General features: G+C 60.0%; 12 protein-coding genes. 7 read left to right on the top strand and 5 right to left on the bottom strand.

Annotated elements, in window-relative coordinates; all coding sequences use genetic code 11:
- The first annotated feature begins 1 nt into the window (after position 1).
- Positions 2-1,072: a polyprenyl synthetase family protein gene (locus tag ACR0EK_RS15005; RefSeq protein ID WP_209507022.1), complete on the top strand. Its 1,071-nt coding sequence runs from the start codon at positions 2-4 to the stop codon at positions 1,070-1,072.
- On the opposite strand, the gene ACR0EK_RS15000 is transcribed toward ACR0EK_RS15005, so the two are convergent.
- The 4 genes from ACR0EK_RS15000 to ACR0EK_RS14985 form a co-directional block, all read right to left on the bottom strand.
- Positions 1,063-1,533, bottom strand: a complete 471-nt coding sequence (locus tag ACR0EK_RS15000; RefSeq protein ID WP_480484288.1) for a hypothetical protein — start codon at positions 1,531-1,533, stop codon at positions 1,063-1,065. The two genes, ACR0EK_RS15005 and ACR0EK_RS15000, sit on opposite strands and share 10 nt — an antisense overlap.
- A gap of 75 nt (positions 1,534-1,608) precedes the next feature.
- On the bottom strand, positions 1,609-2,388 hold the full coding sequence (locus ACR0EK_RS14995) for a carnitinyl-CoA dehydratase (RefSeq protein ID WP_480967906.1): 780 nt from the start codon (positions 2,386-2,388) through the stop codon (positions 1,609-1,611).
- 3 nt (positions 2,389-2,391) lie between these two features.
- Positions 2,392-4,407 (bottom strand): acetate--CoA ligase family protein, encoded by a 2,016-nt coding sequence (locus ACR0EK_RS14990; protein ID WP_480967905.1) that lies wholly within the window; start codon positions 4,405-4,407, stop codon positions 2,392-2,394.
- 2 nt (positions 4,408-4,409) lie between these two features.
- Positions 4,410-5,570, bottom strand: coding sequence for an acyl-CoA dehydrogenase family protein (locus ACR0EK_RS14985; RefSeq protein WP_209507018.1), 1,161 nt, complete (start codon positions 5,568-5,570; stop codon positions 4,410-4,412).
- An 80-nt stretch (positions 5,571-5,650) separates the two neighbouring features.
- On the opposite strand from ACR0EK_RS14985, the gene ACR0EK_RS14980 reads away from it, so the two are divergent.
- Entirely contained in the window at positions 5,651-6,598 is a 948-nt protein-coding gene (locus ACR0EK_RS14980; protein ID WP_480900516.1) for a GlxA family transcriptional regulator, read from the top strand.
- Positions 6,599-6,665: 67 nt separating this feature from the next.
- On the opposite strand, the gene ACR0EK_RS14975 is transcribed toward ACR0EK_RS14980, so the two are convergent.
- Positions 6,666-7,268: a helix-turn-helix domain-containing protein gene (locus ACR0EK_RS14975; RefSeq protein WP_480484283.1), complete on the bottom strand. Its 603-nt coding sequence runs from the start codon at positions 7,266-7,268 to the stop codon at positions 6,666-6,668.
- Positions 7,269-7,414: 146 nt separating this feature from the next.
- Here ACR0EK_RS14975 and glyA point away from each other — a divergent pair, with 146 nt between their 5' ends.
- The 5 genes from glyA (at position 7,415) to ACR0EK_RS14950 (ending at position 12,924) form a co-directional block, all read left to right on the top strand.
- Positions 7,415-8,668, top strand: coding sequence for a serine hydroxymethyltransferase (glyA, locus tag ACR0EK_RS14970; RefSeq protein ID WP_480484282.1), 1,254 nt, complete (start codon positions 7,415-7,417; stop codon positions 8,666-8,668).
- Positions 8,669-8,679: 11 nt separating this feature from the next.
- On the top strand, positions 8,680-10,062 hold the full coding sequence (gene lpdA / locus ACR0EK_RS14965) for a dihydrolipoyl dehydrogenase (RefSeq protein ID WP_480900514.1): 1,383 nt from the start codon (positions 8,680-8,682) through the stop codon (positions 10,060-10,062).
- Positions 10,063-10,076: 14 nt separating this feature from the next.
- Positions 10,077-11,021: a lipoyl synthase gene (gene lipA / locus ACR0EK_RS14960; protein WP_480900512.1), complete on the top strand. Its 945-nt coding sequence runs from the start codon at positions 10,077-10,079 to the stop codon at positions 11,019-11,021.
- A gap of 25 nt (positions 11,022-11,046) precedes the next feature.
- On the top strand, positions 11,047-12,420 hold the full coding sequence (locus tag ACR0EK_RS14955; protein WP_480488771.1) for an alanine/glycine:cation symporter family protein: 1,374 nt from the start codon (positions 11,047-11,049) through the stop codon (positions 12,418-12,420).
- 81 nt (positions 12,421-12,501) lie between these two features.
- Positions 12,502-12,924 carry a universal stress protein gene (locus ACR0EK_RS14950; protein ID WP_480559942.1) on the top strand — a complete coding sequence of 141 codons (423 nt, stop codon included), beginning with the start codon at positions 12,502-12,504 and terminating at the stop codon, positions 12,922-12,924.
- The last annotated feature ends 107 nt before the right edge of the window (positions 12,925-13,031 follow it).

Raw genomic sequence — 13,031 nt, 5'->3', positions numbered from 1 at the left:
TGTGGCCACTGGCACAGCACATCTGGATCCTGCGGCACAGCAGGATTTTCTGAAAACGCTGACCTCATACGGGGATCGGGCCCGTGAGACGCTTTTGCAACTGCTGCCGACGGGCGAGCCGCAGGCTTATCTGTACGGGCCGATGCGGGATTACATCGAAACCTCGGGCAAGGGGTTGCGGCCCGCGCTGTTGCTGGCCACATGCGAGGCTTTCGGCGGTGACAGCGAAAACGCACGGGTGTCTGCCGCCGTTCTTGAACTGCTGCACAACGCATTTCTGATCCATGACGATATCGAGGATCAAAGCGATTTCAGGCGCGGGCGCGAATGTATGCACAAGCGGCTTGGGGTTCCTCTGGCGATCAATACCGGCGACGGGATGCAATCGCTGGCCCTGCGCCTGTTGCGCCAGAACCTTGGGCCGCTGGGCCCTGAAACGGGTATACGCGTGGTGGACGAGTTCGATCACCTTTTGCAGCAGTCCATTGAAGGTCAGGCGCTGGAGCTTGGCTGGATACGGGACAACCGGCTGAACGTGGATGCATCGGATTATCTGACGATGTGTCTGAAGAAGACCTGCTGGTACAGTTTCATTCACCCCATGCGCATCGGGGCGCTGATTGCCCGGCCACATGATGTGGCGTCAGGCGCGCTTAATCTGGACGATTTCAACGCGTTTGGGTTTTTTCTGGGGGCCGCGTTTCAGATACAGGATGATGTTCTGAACCTCGTGGGCTCGCAGGACAAATATGGCAAAGAGATCGGCGGGGACATTTACGAAGGCAAACGCACGCTGATGCTGGGGCGGCTTAGCTTGCAGGCGGATGAGCCCGAAAAAGCGCGCCTGTCGGAGATGCTGTCAAACCCGCGTGACAACCGTTCGACGCAGGATGTCAGCTGGGTTCTGGATCGCATGGATCACTATGGCTGCATCAGATATGCACAGGACGCGGCCAATGACTTGCTGGCCTCGGCCCGTCAGGAGTTTGCGCAGGTTTTTGCAGCCACCGAAGAGGTGCCGCGCGCGTTTCTGGGTCATTTCATGGACTATCTCGTAACCCGTCAGGTTTGAGCGCCCGCCACCTCATACATCACGACGATCGAGGTTTGCACTGTGCCTGTGCAGGCAATCCGACCGTGATATTCGCCGGGATCGGCAAGATCCGGCACGGTTACAATGACGGCAACATCTGTTGACTCGCCGGGGTTTAGCTGGATTTGCGGGGGGACAACATTGACCCGGTTTGCCGGAAGAGTGTCGCCGTTCCGGTTGATCAGGTCGCCCGGTTCGAACTGTAGTGCGACGGGCCCGCCATCGTTTGGTGCGTCAAAGGACAGCAATATGGTCGCGGTGCCGCCGGGGTGGCAGGTTTTGCGGCACGCAAATGGCCCTTCAAGCGGCTGTTGCGCGCCCCGTTCAGCCCCAAGCACGCGGCGGGCAATGTCCGAGATCGGTTGCGCATCCGGCTGTGGCGCGATCGGGCTGACCGGAAGTGGCGTGCTAACGTATGGTTTTCGTTCGAAATAAGGCATGCCTAACTGTGCACCTGTGGCGCGGATCAGTAAATGGGAAATTTACCGGATCCGCGCGACAAACACACCGCGTTATTATTTGCCTTTCCAGACCGGATCGCGTTTTTCAGCAAATGCACGCGCGCCTTCAAGCTGGTCCTCGCTGGAATAGAGGACATCCACGCTGCGCAGTTGCCGTTTGGTGATGCGGTTCATGGCGTCCTGAAACTTGGCGTCTTCGGCATCGCGCACGATTTCCTTGATGGCCGCATAGACCAGCGGCGGCCCTGACGCCAGCAGTCGGGCGAGGTCCCACGCGCGGTCCATCAGCTGATCAGCGGCGACAATCTCGTTCACCAGACCCCAGCGGTTGGCTTCTTCGGCATCAAACCAGCGGCCTGTCAGAAGCAGCTCCATCGCGATGTGATAGGGAATGCGCTTGGGCAGTTTGACGCTGGCGGCATCCGCAACGGTGCCCGAGCGGATTTCCGGCAAGGCAAAAGTGGCGTGGTCAGCTGCAAGGATCATGTCTGCTGACAAGGCCAGCTCTAGCCCGCCGCCGCAGGCGATACCGTTGACGGCGGCAATCACGGGTTTGTTCAGGTCGCGCAGCTCTTGCAGGCCTCCGAACCCGCCGACGCCGTAATCTCCGTCCACCGCGTCGCCGTCGGCGGCAGCTTTCAGATCCCAGCCGGGGCAAAAGAATTTTTCGCCCGCGCCGGTCAGGATGGCCACGCGCAGGTCCGGGTCGTCGCGGAATTCGGCAAAGACATCGCCCATTCTGCGGCTGGTGATCAGATCAATCGCGTTTGCCTTGGGGCGGCCCAGCGTGACCTCGAGGATCGAACCATCGCGGCGGGTTTTGATCGGGTCCATATCTCAGGCCTTTCTTATCAGGGCGTCCACGGCAACAGCCTTGTCCGGCGTGCACAGGAGCGGGTTAATCTCGACCTCGCTAAGCGTGTCGGCATTTTGCATGACATAGGTCTGAACGGCCTCGACCGCGGCAACAATCGCATCCATATCAGCCGCCGGTTGGCCGCGATAGCCCGCCAGCAGTGGGGCGATCTTCAATTGACCGAGGGCGGAGCGGATGTCTCCGGGCGGGCTGGGCACCAGCAAGGATACCGTGTCGCGCAGCAGTTCGGTCAGCACGCCCCCTGCCCCAAAGGTCAGAACAAACCCATGGGCGGGATCACGCACCACGCCAATCAGAAGCTCGGCAACGGTTCCGGTGACCATCTCTTCGATCAGGATGTCTTCGGTGCCGATATCAGCCGCGACAGCCGCGACGTCGCCGGCCCGGATGCCCAGCCGAACGGCGCTGTGTTCGGATTTATGCGCAAGCCCGACACCCTTGACGGCAAATGGGCCTTCCATCTGGTCCGCTGCGGCACGGGCAGCTTCCGCGCCCCGCACCGTCCGGTTTTGCGGGATGCGTAGGCCGCATTCCGCCAGCGCCGCCTTCGAGGCGCCTTCGGTCAGGGTTTGGGTTGGTTCCATCATACCCGGTTGCAAAACGGGCGCAGCGGATGGGGCCTTGACCTGCCCTGCCGCGCGGGTCGCAGATAGCGCCTCGCGCAGGCCCATGAAGGGGACAACACCCCCGGCCATCAGCTGTTGTGCGATGTCTTCCGGCAAAAGTTCCGGCAAGGTGGCGACAATCGCAAACCGGGCACCGGTTTCTGCCCGTACGTTCAGCGCTGCCTGCGTTGCGCAGGCCCAATCGGTAGAGTCGGTGGTCGGGTAGTCGACGATCGAGAATGTCATGTCGATATCGTCGCCCGTCATGCCCGACCAGGCCCGCGTCATCGCCAGCTCGTCACGCCAGATATAGGTGTGATAATCCAGCGGGTTGTTCAGCGCGACCATGGGCCCGAGCGCGTCACGCAGGCGTGTCAGTTTTTCATCGTTCAGCCTTGGAAATTGCAGCCCCGTGCCGACAGCCATATCGGCAATCAGGCTCGCCTCGCCCCCCGAACAGCTGATCGAGGAGATGTTGCCCCCCGGCAGCGGCCCGTAGCAGTGCAGCAGTTTGAGTGTTTCAAGGAAGTCGGGCAGTGCCGGAAGGCGTGGAATGCCAAGCCGGTCAAGCAGCGCCTGCGCCCCGGCATCGCTGCCCGCCAGCGACGCGGTATGGGAAACTGTTGCCGCCTGCGCCTGTTCCGATGCGCCGACCTTGAGGGCAACCAGCGGGACGCCCTTTGCATGGGCTTTGGCGGCCAGCGCTTCCCACTCGCGGATGTTCTTGAAGCCTTCGATATGCAGGCCCACTGTGGTCACGCGCGGGTCATCGATCAGGGCCGAGGCGATCTGCGCCTGACTGGTCTGAGCCATATTTCCGCAGGTGACCATATAGGCAATCGGCAGCCCGCGTTTCTGCATGGTCAGGTTGATCGAGATGTTCGAGCTTTGCGTCAGGATCGCCACGCCCTTGTCGACGGGCACAACCCCGTGCTGATCGGGCCACAGCAATGCCCCGTCCAGCGCGTTGATGAATCCATAGCAATTCGGGCCCAGAATGGGCATGTCTCCGGCCGCGGCGATCAGTTGATCCTGCAAATCCCCGCCGGTGTCGTCCTCGGCCACAGCCTCGGAAAAGCCCGAGGCGAAGCAGACGGCGCCACCCGCACCCATGCTGGACAGGACTTGAACCGCTTCAATCGTGGCGTGGCGGTTGATACCGATAAAAACCGCGTCAGGTGCGTTGGGCAGGTCTTCGATATGCCCATAAACCTTGTGGCCCGCAATGTCCGAAGCCTTGGGGTGGACCGGCCAGATCTGACCGGCATATCCCATGCGTTCGGATTGCAGGATAACCTGTTGGCACCATGCACCGCCGCCAATGACAGCGATGGATTTCGGGCGCAGCAGCCGGGTCAGGTCTTTGGTCATGGTCAGGCGCCCAGCGGACGCAGAAGATCGCGGCTGATGATGTGGCGCTGAATCTCGCTGGTGCCGTCCCAGATCCGTTCGACCCGGGCGTCGCGCCAAAACCGTTCGATCGGGAAATCATCCATCAGGCCCATGCCGCCGAAGATTTGCAGCGTCGTGTCGGTGACCCGCGCCAATGCCTCGGAGGCATAGAGCTTGGCCGAGGCGATCTCGCGGTTTGCGGGCAGGTTCTGATCCAGACGCCAAGCGGCGGCAAGGGTCAGCCAATCGGCGGCGTCAATCTCGGTGATCATGTCGGCAATCTGGAAGCCAACGCCCTGAAACTTGCCGATGGGCTGGCCGAATTGCTTGCGCTCGGCGGCGTAATTCAGCGCATAGTCAAAGCAGCGCCGCGCGCGCCCGACCGAGAAGGCCGCAACCGTCAGACGGGTCGCGTAAAGCCATTCGTTCATCACCGCAAAACCGCCATCGACCTCGCCCAGAACCTGCGCATCGGACAGGCGGCAATTGTCGAAATACAGGATACAGTTTTTATAGCCCCTGTGGCTGACGGATCTGTAGCCGTCGCGCACTTCAAAGCCCGGTGTGCCGCGATCCACCAGGAAGGTGGTGATGCGTTTTTTGGGGCCTTTAGGGGTCTCATCCACGCCGGTGGCAACGAAGACAATGAAGAAATCCGCGTGTTCCGCGCCCGAGATGAAGTGTTTTGATCCGTTGACGACCCAGTCGCCACCGTCGCGCACCGCCTGACATTTCATGCCGCGCACGTCCGATCCGGCATCCGGTTCGGTCATCGCCAGCGCGTCCATCTTTTCCCCGCGCACTGCGGGCAGCAGATAGCGTTCGCGCTGTTCGTCGTTGCAGGCCATGAGGATGTTTTGCGGGCGGCCAAAGAAATGCGTCAGCGCCATCGACCCACGGCCCAGTTCACGCTCGACCAGTGTAAAATCCAGATGCGACAGGCCCGCGCCGCCCACTTCTTCGGGGAAGTTGCAGGCATAGAACCCCAGATCGATACATTTCTGCTTGATCTCGTTGCCAAGCTCCGGCGGGACCGTTCCGCTGCGTTCGACCGCGTCTTCATGCGGGTAGATTTCTTTTTCTACAAAGCTGCGGACCGTCGAGACGATCATGTCCTGTTCTTCTGTCAGACCAAACTGCATGGCGCGTGTTCCCTGGATCGGTGGTTGACCAACCAAACGCCATCGCTCATGGTCGCGGCATGCAGAGATAGATCATTTTCATGCCGAGTTCGAAAATATTATCGCAGCAATACAATGTCCTTCTGTTCGACGGGTTCTCGAACCATTGCCTTGCGAACATGGTCGAACCGTTGCGGGCGGCAAACACCCTGTCGCGGCAGGCATTATATGCATGGCGCTTCTGTTCGCTTGACGGCAACCCTGTTCAAAGCTCCAGCGGCCTTGTCGTCACCCCGAACGGGGCCATCGGCGATCAACAGGGGGATTTTCTTGTTGTCATGCCGTCATATGGGTACCTGAAGCTGGATACGCGGTCGACCATGCGTGCCGTGCTGGCAGCGGCCAAGAAACACAAGCACCTGGCCGGGCTGGACACGGGAAGCTGGCTGCTGGCCAGCGCGGGATTGCTGGATGACCACAGGGCGACCATTCATTGGGACGAGTTTTCGCGGTTCGAGGAAAGGTTTCCGGCGGTGGAGGCCGTGCAGGAACGGTTTGTCATCGATGGCTACCGGCTGACCTGTTCCGGGGCCATGGCCGCCTTTGATCTGGCCCTGACCCTGATCCGCCGGGATCACGGCCCGCTGCTGGCGATGGAGGTCGAGCACCTGTTCATGAGCCGGAACGGGCGCGGCCATTATGACCTGCCTCTGAAATCCGAGGACACGCTGGTCAATCGCGCGCTGACTGTCATGCAGGCGCATCTTGAAGCACCGCTGTCAGTCCGAAGCGTTGCCCGGAAAATCGGGTGTTCGCAAAAACGGCTTGAAACGCGTGTTCAGGCGGAACTGAAAACAACTCCGCAAGCGCTGTACCGGCGTCTGCGCCTGAACCGCGCACGCAATCTGACCGAGGATACGGAACAATCCATCGCCGAGATCGCGGGGCGCTGTGGATACGAAAATGCCAGCGCCATGACGCGTGCGTTCAAGGCCGAGTTCGGTCAGACGCCGACCGCATTTCGGAACGGAAACCTGTCGGGGCGATAAGCCGGGACTGGCGGGAAGCCGTTTGTTGCTTTTCACAACCTGCAATAAAGCATGCGGTTTTCTGATATCACTCCAGCGAAACCCACAGAATCCTGGCGTCTTCGTCGCTGGTCGAGATACAGCCATGGCCCATTCCACTGTCGTAATACAGTGAATCCCCGGCCTTCATGGGCAAGGGTCGGTAATGTTCGGAAAGGAAAATCAGCTCGCCGCTGAGTACATACATGAATTCTTCGCCAGAGTGCCGAATCCAAGTGTCGAACTCGGATACATCCCGCGCCTTGATCGTTGCGATATAGGGTAGCATCCGTTTGCTGGTCAGTTCGGAACACAGCAGTTCGTGATGATAGGTGGGCGTGGTCTTGAATTCTCCCTCGCCTTTTGGAGTGAAATCGCGGCGACCCGAGATGCCCGACTGACCCGATTGCAGGAACAGCTGTGGCGTGCTCATGTCGAGCGCCTGTGTCAGGCGCCGCACGATTTCAAAACTGGGCCGTGTCTGGTTGTTTTCGATCTTGGACAGAGTGGACCGACCAATACCCGCAGCACGGCCAGCCTCTTCCAAAGTCCAACCTTTTGATCGTCGCGCATCGCGAATGGAGCGGCCCAAAGCCTCGCCTTCGTCCGGTTCTTCCAGCCCGGAAACATCGTTTTGGCTTTCATCGACCATGGATTTCCCCCTGTTTTTCAAAGGCTACAGGTTTTCCCATACATACGCAACTTCTTGAATAAGAGATTTATGTTGCCCTATTGGATCATTTTCCACTATTGGAAACAAAGTTTCGTACTGAGGATTCGGAACCGAAGGAGGGGATAATGTTCAAAACGTCGCTGAATGAGGCTGACCCGGTAATCGCCGCGTCGATCGCGCGCGAAGGAATACGTCAGGCGGAACAGATTGAATTGATCGCGTCCGAGAACATCGTCTCGAAAGCTGTGATCGAGGCTCAGGGCTCGGTCCTGACCAACAAATACGCCGAAGGTTATCCTGCGCGCCGCTATTATGGCGGGTGCGAATATGTCGACGAGGTCGAAGTCGAGGCCATCGAAAGGCTGAAACAGCTGTTCGGTTGTGAATACGCCAACGTTCAACCCCATTCCGGCGCTCAGGCGAACGGGGCGGTCAAACTGGCGTTGCTGAGCCCCGGTGACACCATCCTGGGCATGTCGCTGGATGCGGGCGGGCACCTGACACACGGTGCAAAACCTGCCCAATCCGGCAAGTGGTTCCGGCCGGTACAATACGGTCTGACCCAAGCCGGCCTGATCGATTACGACCAGGTGGCCGAGCTGGCCCGGGCGGAAAAGCCCAAGCTGATCATCGCAGGCGCATCGGCCTATTCCCAGAAGATCGACTTTGTCCGTTTCCGCGAGATCGCAGATGAAGTTGGTGCGTGGTTGCTGGCGGACATGGCGCATATCGCGGGTCTGGTCGCAACTGGCCTGCACCCTTCGCCCATTGGGCACGCGCATATCGTCACCTCAACCACCCACAAGACACTGCGCGGCCCGCGGGGCGGGATCATTCTGACCAATGACGAAGCGCTGGCGAAAAAGATCAACTCTGCCGTATTCCCGGGCTTGCAAGGTGGCCCGCTGATGCATGTGATCGCCGGCAAGGCGGTTGCATTCGGAGAGGCGCTGAAGCCGGAGTTCAAAGAATACATGCAGCGCGTTGTCGACAGTGCATCGGCTTTGGCCAATGTCATGATGGCGCGCGGATGTGACATCGTTTCGGGTGGCACCGAAAACCACCTGATGCTGGTCGATCTGCGCCCGATCGGTGTGACCGGCAAGGATGCCGAGGCCGCGCTGGAACGTGCCGGGTTCACCTGTAACAAGAACAGCGTTCCGGGCGATCCCCAGAAACCCACCATCACCAGCGGTATCCGTCTGGGCACTGCCGCCGGGTGCAGCCGGGGTTTTGGCCCTGAAGAGTTCAAACAGATCGGCCATCTGATCGGCGATGTTCTGGACGCGTTGGCGCAGTCGCCCGAAGGCGACGCGGCCATCGAAAAAGAAACCCGCGAAAAGGTTCGCGCGCTTTGCGCAAGCCACCCGATATACTGAAAGTGCGCGAAATGAACACCTACGATCTGATTGTCATCGGAGGCGGACCGGGCGGTTATGTTGCCGCGATCCGCGCGGCTCAGCTGGGACTGAAAGTTGCCTGCGTCGAAGGGCGCGGCGCTCTTGGCGGCACCTGTCTGAACGTGGGGTGCATCCCCTCCAAAGCGTTGCTGACCTCCTCGGCCAAATATGCCGAGCTTGCACATCTCTCCTCCCACGGTGTTGCGGTCGAGGGGGCCAGCATCAATGTCGGCGCGATGATGGAGCGCAAGGACAAGATCGTGGGCGACCTGACCAAAGGCATCGCATTCCTGTTCAAGAAGAACGGCGTTGACCTGATCGAAGGTTGGGCCAGCATCCCTTCAGTCGGGCAGATCAAGGTTGGCGCTGACATCTATGAGGCAAAGAACATTCTGATCGCGACCGGGTCGGAACCTACCACGCTACCGGGGATCGAGATTGATGAGCAGGACGTCCTGAGTTCGACCGGCGCGATTGCGATGGAAAGCGTGCCGGATCATCTGGTGGTGGTCGGCGCAGGTGTGATCGGTCTGGAACTTGGTCAGGTCTGGGCGCGTCTGGGCGCGAAAGTCACCGTCGTCGAATATCTGGACCGTGTGCTGCCCGGCATAGATGGCGAGATTGCAAAACTGGCGCAGCGGGCGCTGGCCAAGCGCGGCCTGAAGTTCCAGCTTGGTCGGGCATTGAAATCCGTCAACAAGACCGCGGCCGGACTGACGCTTGCTCTGGATCGGGTTGGCAAAGACAAGGAAGAGGTGATCGAGGCCGACAAGGTTCTGATCGCCGTCGGACGCCGACCGGTAACGCGCGGGTTGGGGCTGGAAGAACTGGGGGTAGCCTGCGACCCGCGCGGCTTTATTCAGGTGGATGACACATTCTGTACCTCTGTTCCCGGCATCTATGCCATTGGCGACTGCGTTCCAGGGCCGATGCTGGCACACAAGGCCGAAGAGGATGGCGTTGCCTGTGTCGAGATGCTGGCAGGCGAAGTGGGACATGTTGACTACAATACCGTGCCCGGCGTGGTTTACACCGACCCCGAGGTCGCCTCGGTCGGGCTGACCGAAGAAGCCTTGCAAGAATCGGGCATTGAATACGTGGTCGGGAAGTTTGCCTTCATGGCCAATTCGCGGGCGCGCTCGACCGGCGAGACCGACGGGGCCGTCAAGGTGCTGGCCAGTTCCGAAGGCAGGATCTTGGGCGCGCATATTTGCGGTGCGCATGGGGGAGATCTGATTGCCGAGCTGGTTCTGGCCATGGCCCAGTGCATCACCGTCGCCGAGGTCGCAGCCACCTGCCATGCCCACCCGGCGATGGGCGAGGCTGTGAAAGAAGCCTGCCTTGACGCCCTGGGCCGGGCAATTCACGCGTAGCGGGGAACAGCCAGATGACCATCCAGCTAAGACCACGTCACCCGGAAAAAGCCAAAAAGGCCGACAGCGTCATTCCGCGCAAACCCAAGTGGATACGCAAGAAAAAAGGCGACAGCTCCGCCTATTACGAAACCCGGCGCCTGATGCGGGATCACAATCTGGCGACGGTCTGCGAAGAGGCGGCCTGCCCCAATATCGGCGAGTGTTGGTCCAAGCGCCACGCAACCATGATGATTATGGGCGAGGTCTGCACACGCGGATGCTCGTTCTGCAACGTATCGACTGGCCGCCCCGACGCGCTGGACGCTTTCGAACCCGGTCGCGTTGCAGCGGCGGTCAGGAAGCTGGGCCTGCGCCATGTCGTCATCACCTCGGTCGATCGCGACGATCTGGCCGATGGCGGGGCCGAGCATATTGCCCAGACCATTCGGGCGGTACGCCACCAAAACCCCGGCACCACGGTCGAAGTTCTGACCCCCGATTTTCTGGGCAAGGGCGACGCCGCCAAGGCAGTCTTTGACGCCGCACCGGACGTGTTCAACCACAATCTGGAAACCGTGCCGCACCTATATCCGACCGTCCGTCCTGGCGCGCGGTATTACACGTCGCTGCGGCTGCTGGATGATGCCAAGCACGCCAATCCGGAACTATTCACCAAATCCGGCCTGATGGTGGGCCTGGGGGAAACACTCACGGATGTGCGTCAGGTCATGGATGATCTGCGTGCAGCGCAGGTCGATTTCCTGACCGTTGGCCAATATCTGCAACCAACCCCGAAACACCATCCAATCGACCGGTTCTGGACACCGGAAGAGTTCGCCCAGCTGGAACAGATTGCCCGGTCCAAGGGCTTTTTGCACGTGTCAGCAACCCCGCTGACCCGGTCGTCGTTCCATGCGGACGAAGATTTCGCTGCTCTCAGGCAGGCTCGCCAGCGGGCTATCGCCAAAGGGGCATAAACCAAACGCAAATGGGAGGGAATCCATGGAAGCGTTAAATTCAATCGTAGGGGCCATCAATGGCGTCGTGTGGGGGCCGCTGATGCTGGTTCTCATCCTTGGCGTCGGCTTCTTCCTGCAGGTCGGACTGAAGTTCATGCCGATCCTGCGCATTGGCACGGGCTTCAGCCTGCTGTTCAAAGGCCGTGAAGGTCAGGGCGAAGGGCAGATCAGCCCGTTCAACGCGTTGATGACTTCGCTGTCGGCCACCATCGGTACGGGGAACATCGCCGGTGTTGCCACTGCTGTCTTCCTGGGCGGTCCGGGCGCATTGTTCTGGATGTGGATGACCGCCCTGGTGGGCATGGCCACCAAATATGCCGAGGCTGTCTGCGCGGTGAAATACCGCGAAAAGGACGAGCTGGGCAACTTCGTCGGCGGCCCGATGTACTACATCAAGAACGGCCTGGGCGCGAAATGGGCGTGGCTGGGTGTTGCCTTTGCCCTGTTTGGCGCAGTTGCGGCCTTTGGCATTGGTAACGGCGTGCAGGCCAATGGTGTTGCACAGGTTCTGGAATCGAATTTCGGAGTAAACACCTCGGTCACCGGTGTCGCTCTGATGGTTCTGACTGCCGCTGTTATTCTGGGTGGTATCACCCGTATCGGTGCGGTCGCCGGTAAACTGGTTCCGTTCATGGCGATTGCCTATATCGTTGCCGGACTGCTGGTCCTGATCATCAACATCGGCAACATCGGTCATGCGCTGTCGCTGGTCTTCACCTACGCCTTCACCCCATCAGCCGCCGAAGGTGGTTTCGCAGGTGCAGCCGTCTGGGCCGCCATCCGCTTTGGTGTTGCGCGCGGTGTCTTCTCGAACGAAGCGGGTCTGGGTTCCGCTCCGATCGCGCACGCGGCAGCCGAGACCAAAGGCCCGGTCAATCAGGGCCTGATCGCGATGCTGGGAACGTTCATCGACACTATCATCGTCTGTTCGATCACCGGTCTGGCGATCATCTCGTCAGGTGCTTGGACATCGGGAGAATCCGGTGCGGCGCTGACCTCGCTGGCGTTCGAGACCACTCTGCCGGGTATCGGCGGGTCGATCATCGCCATCGCTCTGTCGATCTTTGCCTTTACCACCATCCTCGGCTGGTCCTTCTATGGCGAGAAATGCGTCGAGTTCCTGCTGGGCGTGAAATCCCTGCTTCCCTACCGCATCCTGTGGATCATCGCGATCTACTTCGGCGCAACCGCGGATCTGGGCTTTGTCTGGCTGCTGGCCGACACGCTGAACGCCATGATGGCCATTCCGAACCTGATCGCCCTGGCCCTGCTGAGCCCGATCGTCTTCAAGCTGACGAAAGAGTTCTTCGCCTCGGGCGGCAAGTCCGAAGAGCCGGGCGGCGCGCCTGCCGAATAAGCTTGGTCTGACTTGAAACCGGGGGGCCATTCCGGCCCCCCGCCTTTAAAAACAGAATTCCATATCTCGAGGAGAGACGTGATGGCCACGAAAATCCTGCTGCCCATTGATCACACCGACGACCGTTCGTGGAAAAATGCCCTGCCAGTCGCCTTGGAACAGGCCAGGTTCTACGGGGCTGAACTGCACGCGGTTGCCGTTATCCCCGAGATCATCCAGCTGCCGAACCTTCCCGCAAACTATGGTGCCGGTGCCAAAGACCACGTGCGAAATGCGGTTCAGGCCATTCTGGATCATGGCAACGCATCGGACGTGCCTATCCATGTTGAAGAAGGCAGCGTTTACCGTGAAATCCTCAAGCGCGCCTACAAGGACGGCTTTGACCTGATCGTCATGGCCTCGACCAAGGGTGATTTTCCGAATTATGAAATCGGTCCGAACCTGGCCCGTGTCGTGCGCAACGCGCATTGCACCGTCATGGTTGTTCGCGACCAGTCCCGTTGAGTGAAAGGTTGGATCAATGACCGAGATTAGACGCACGCCGCTTTTTGGGCTTCACGTTGAGTTGGGCGGCAAGATGGTTGATTTTGCCGGGTGGGAGATGCCGGTTC

Source organism: Ruegeria sp. AE4 (assembly GCF_056542185.1).
Note: the sequence above shows the minus strand (reverse complement) of the source record. Positions and strands in the feature narration are given on the sequence as shown.

What these genes read in the sequence shown, in the direction of transcription:
- ACR0EK_RS15000 (WP_480484288.1), bottom strand. Translation starts at nt 1,533, where the DNA reads ATGCCTTATTTCGAACGAAAACCATACGTTAGCACGCCACTTCCGGTC.
- ACR0EK_RS14995 (WP_480967906.1), bottom strand. Translation starts at nt 2,388, where the DNA reads ATGGACCCGATCAAAACCCGCCGCGATGGTTCGATCCTCGAGGTCACG.
- ACR0EK_RS14990 (WP_480967905.1), bottom strand. Translation starts at nt 4,407, where the DNA reads ATGACCAAAGACCTGACCCGGCTGCTGCGCCCGAAATCCATCGCTGTC.
- ACR0EK_RS14985 (WP_209507018.1), bottom strand. Translation starts at nt 5,570, where the DNA reads ATGCAGTTTGGTCTGACAGAAGAACAGGACATGATCGTCTCGACGGTC.
- ACR0EK_RS14980 (WP_480900516.1), top strand. Translation starts at nt 5,651, where the DNA reads ATGCCGAGTTCGAAAATATTATCGCAGCAATACAATGTCCTTCTGTTC.
- ACR0EK_RS14975 (WP_480484283.1), bottom strand. Translation starts at nt 7,268, where the DNA reads ATGGTCGATGAAAGCCAAAACGATGTTTCCGGGCTGGAAGAACCGGAC.
- glyA (WP_480484282.1), top strand. Translation starts at nt 7,415, where the DNA reads ATGTTCAAAACGTCGCTGAATGAGGCTGACCCGGTAATCGCCGCGTCG.
- lpdA (WP_480900514.1), top strand. Translation starts at nt 8,680, where the DNA reads ATGAACACCTACGATCTGATTGTCATCGGAGGCGGACCGGGCGGTTAT.
- lipA (WP_480900512.1), top strand. Translation starts at nt 10,077, where the DNA reads ATGACCATCCAGCTAAGACCACGTCACCCGGAAAAAGCCAAAAAGGCC.
- ACR0EK_RS14955 (WP_480488771.1), top strand. Translation starts at nt 11,047, where the DNA reads ATGGAAGCGTTAAATTCAATCGTAGGGGCCATCAATGGCGTCGTGTGG.
- ACR0EK_RS14950 (WP_480559942.1), top strand. Translation starts at nt 12,502, where the DNA reads ATGGCCACGAAAATCCTGCTGCCCATTGATCACACCGACGACCGTTCG.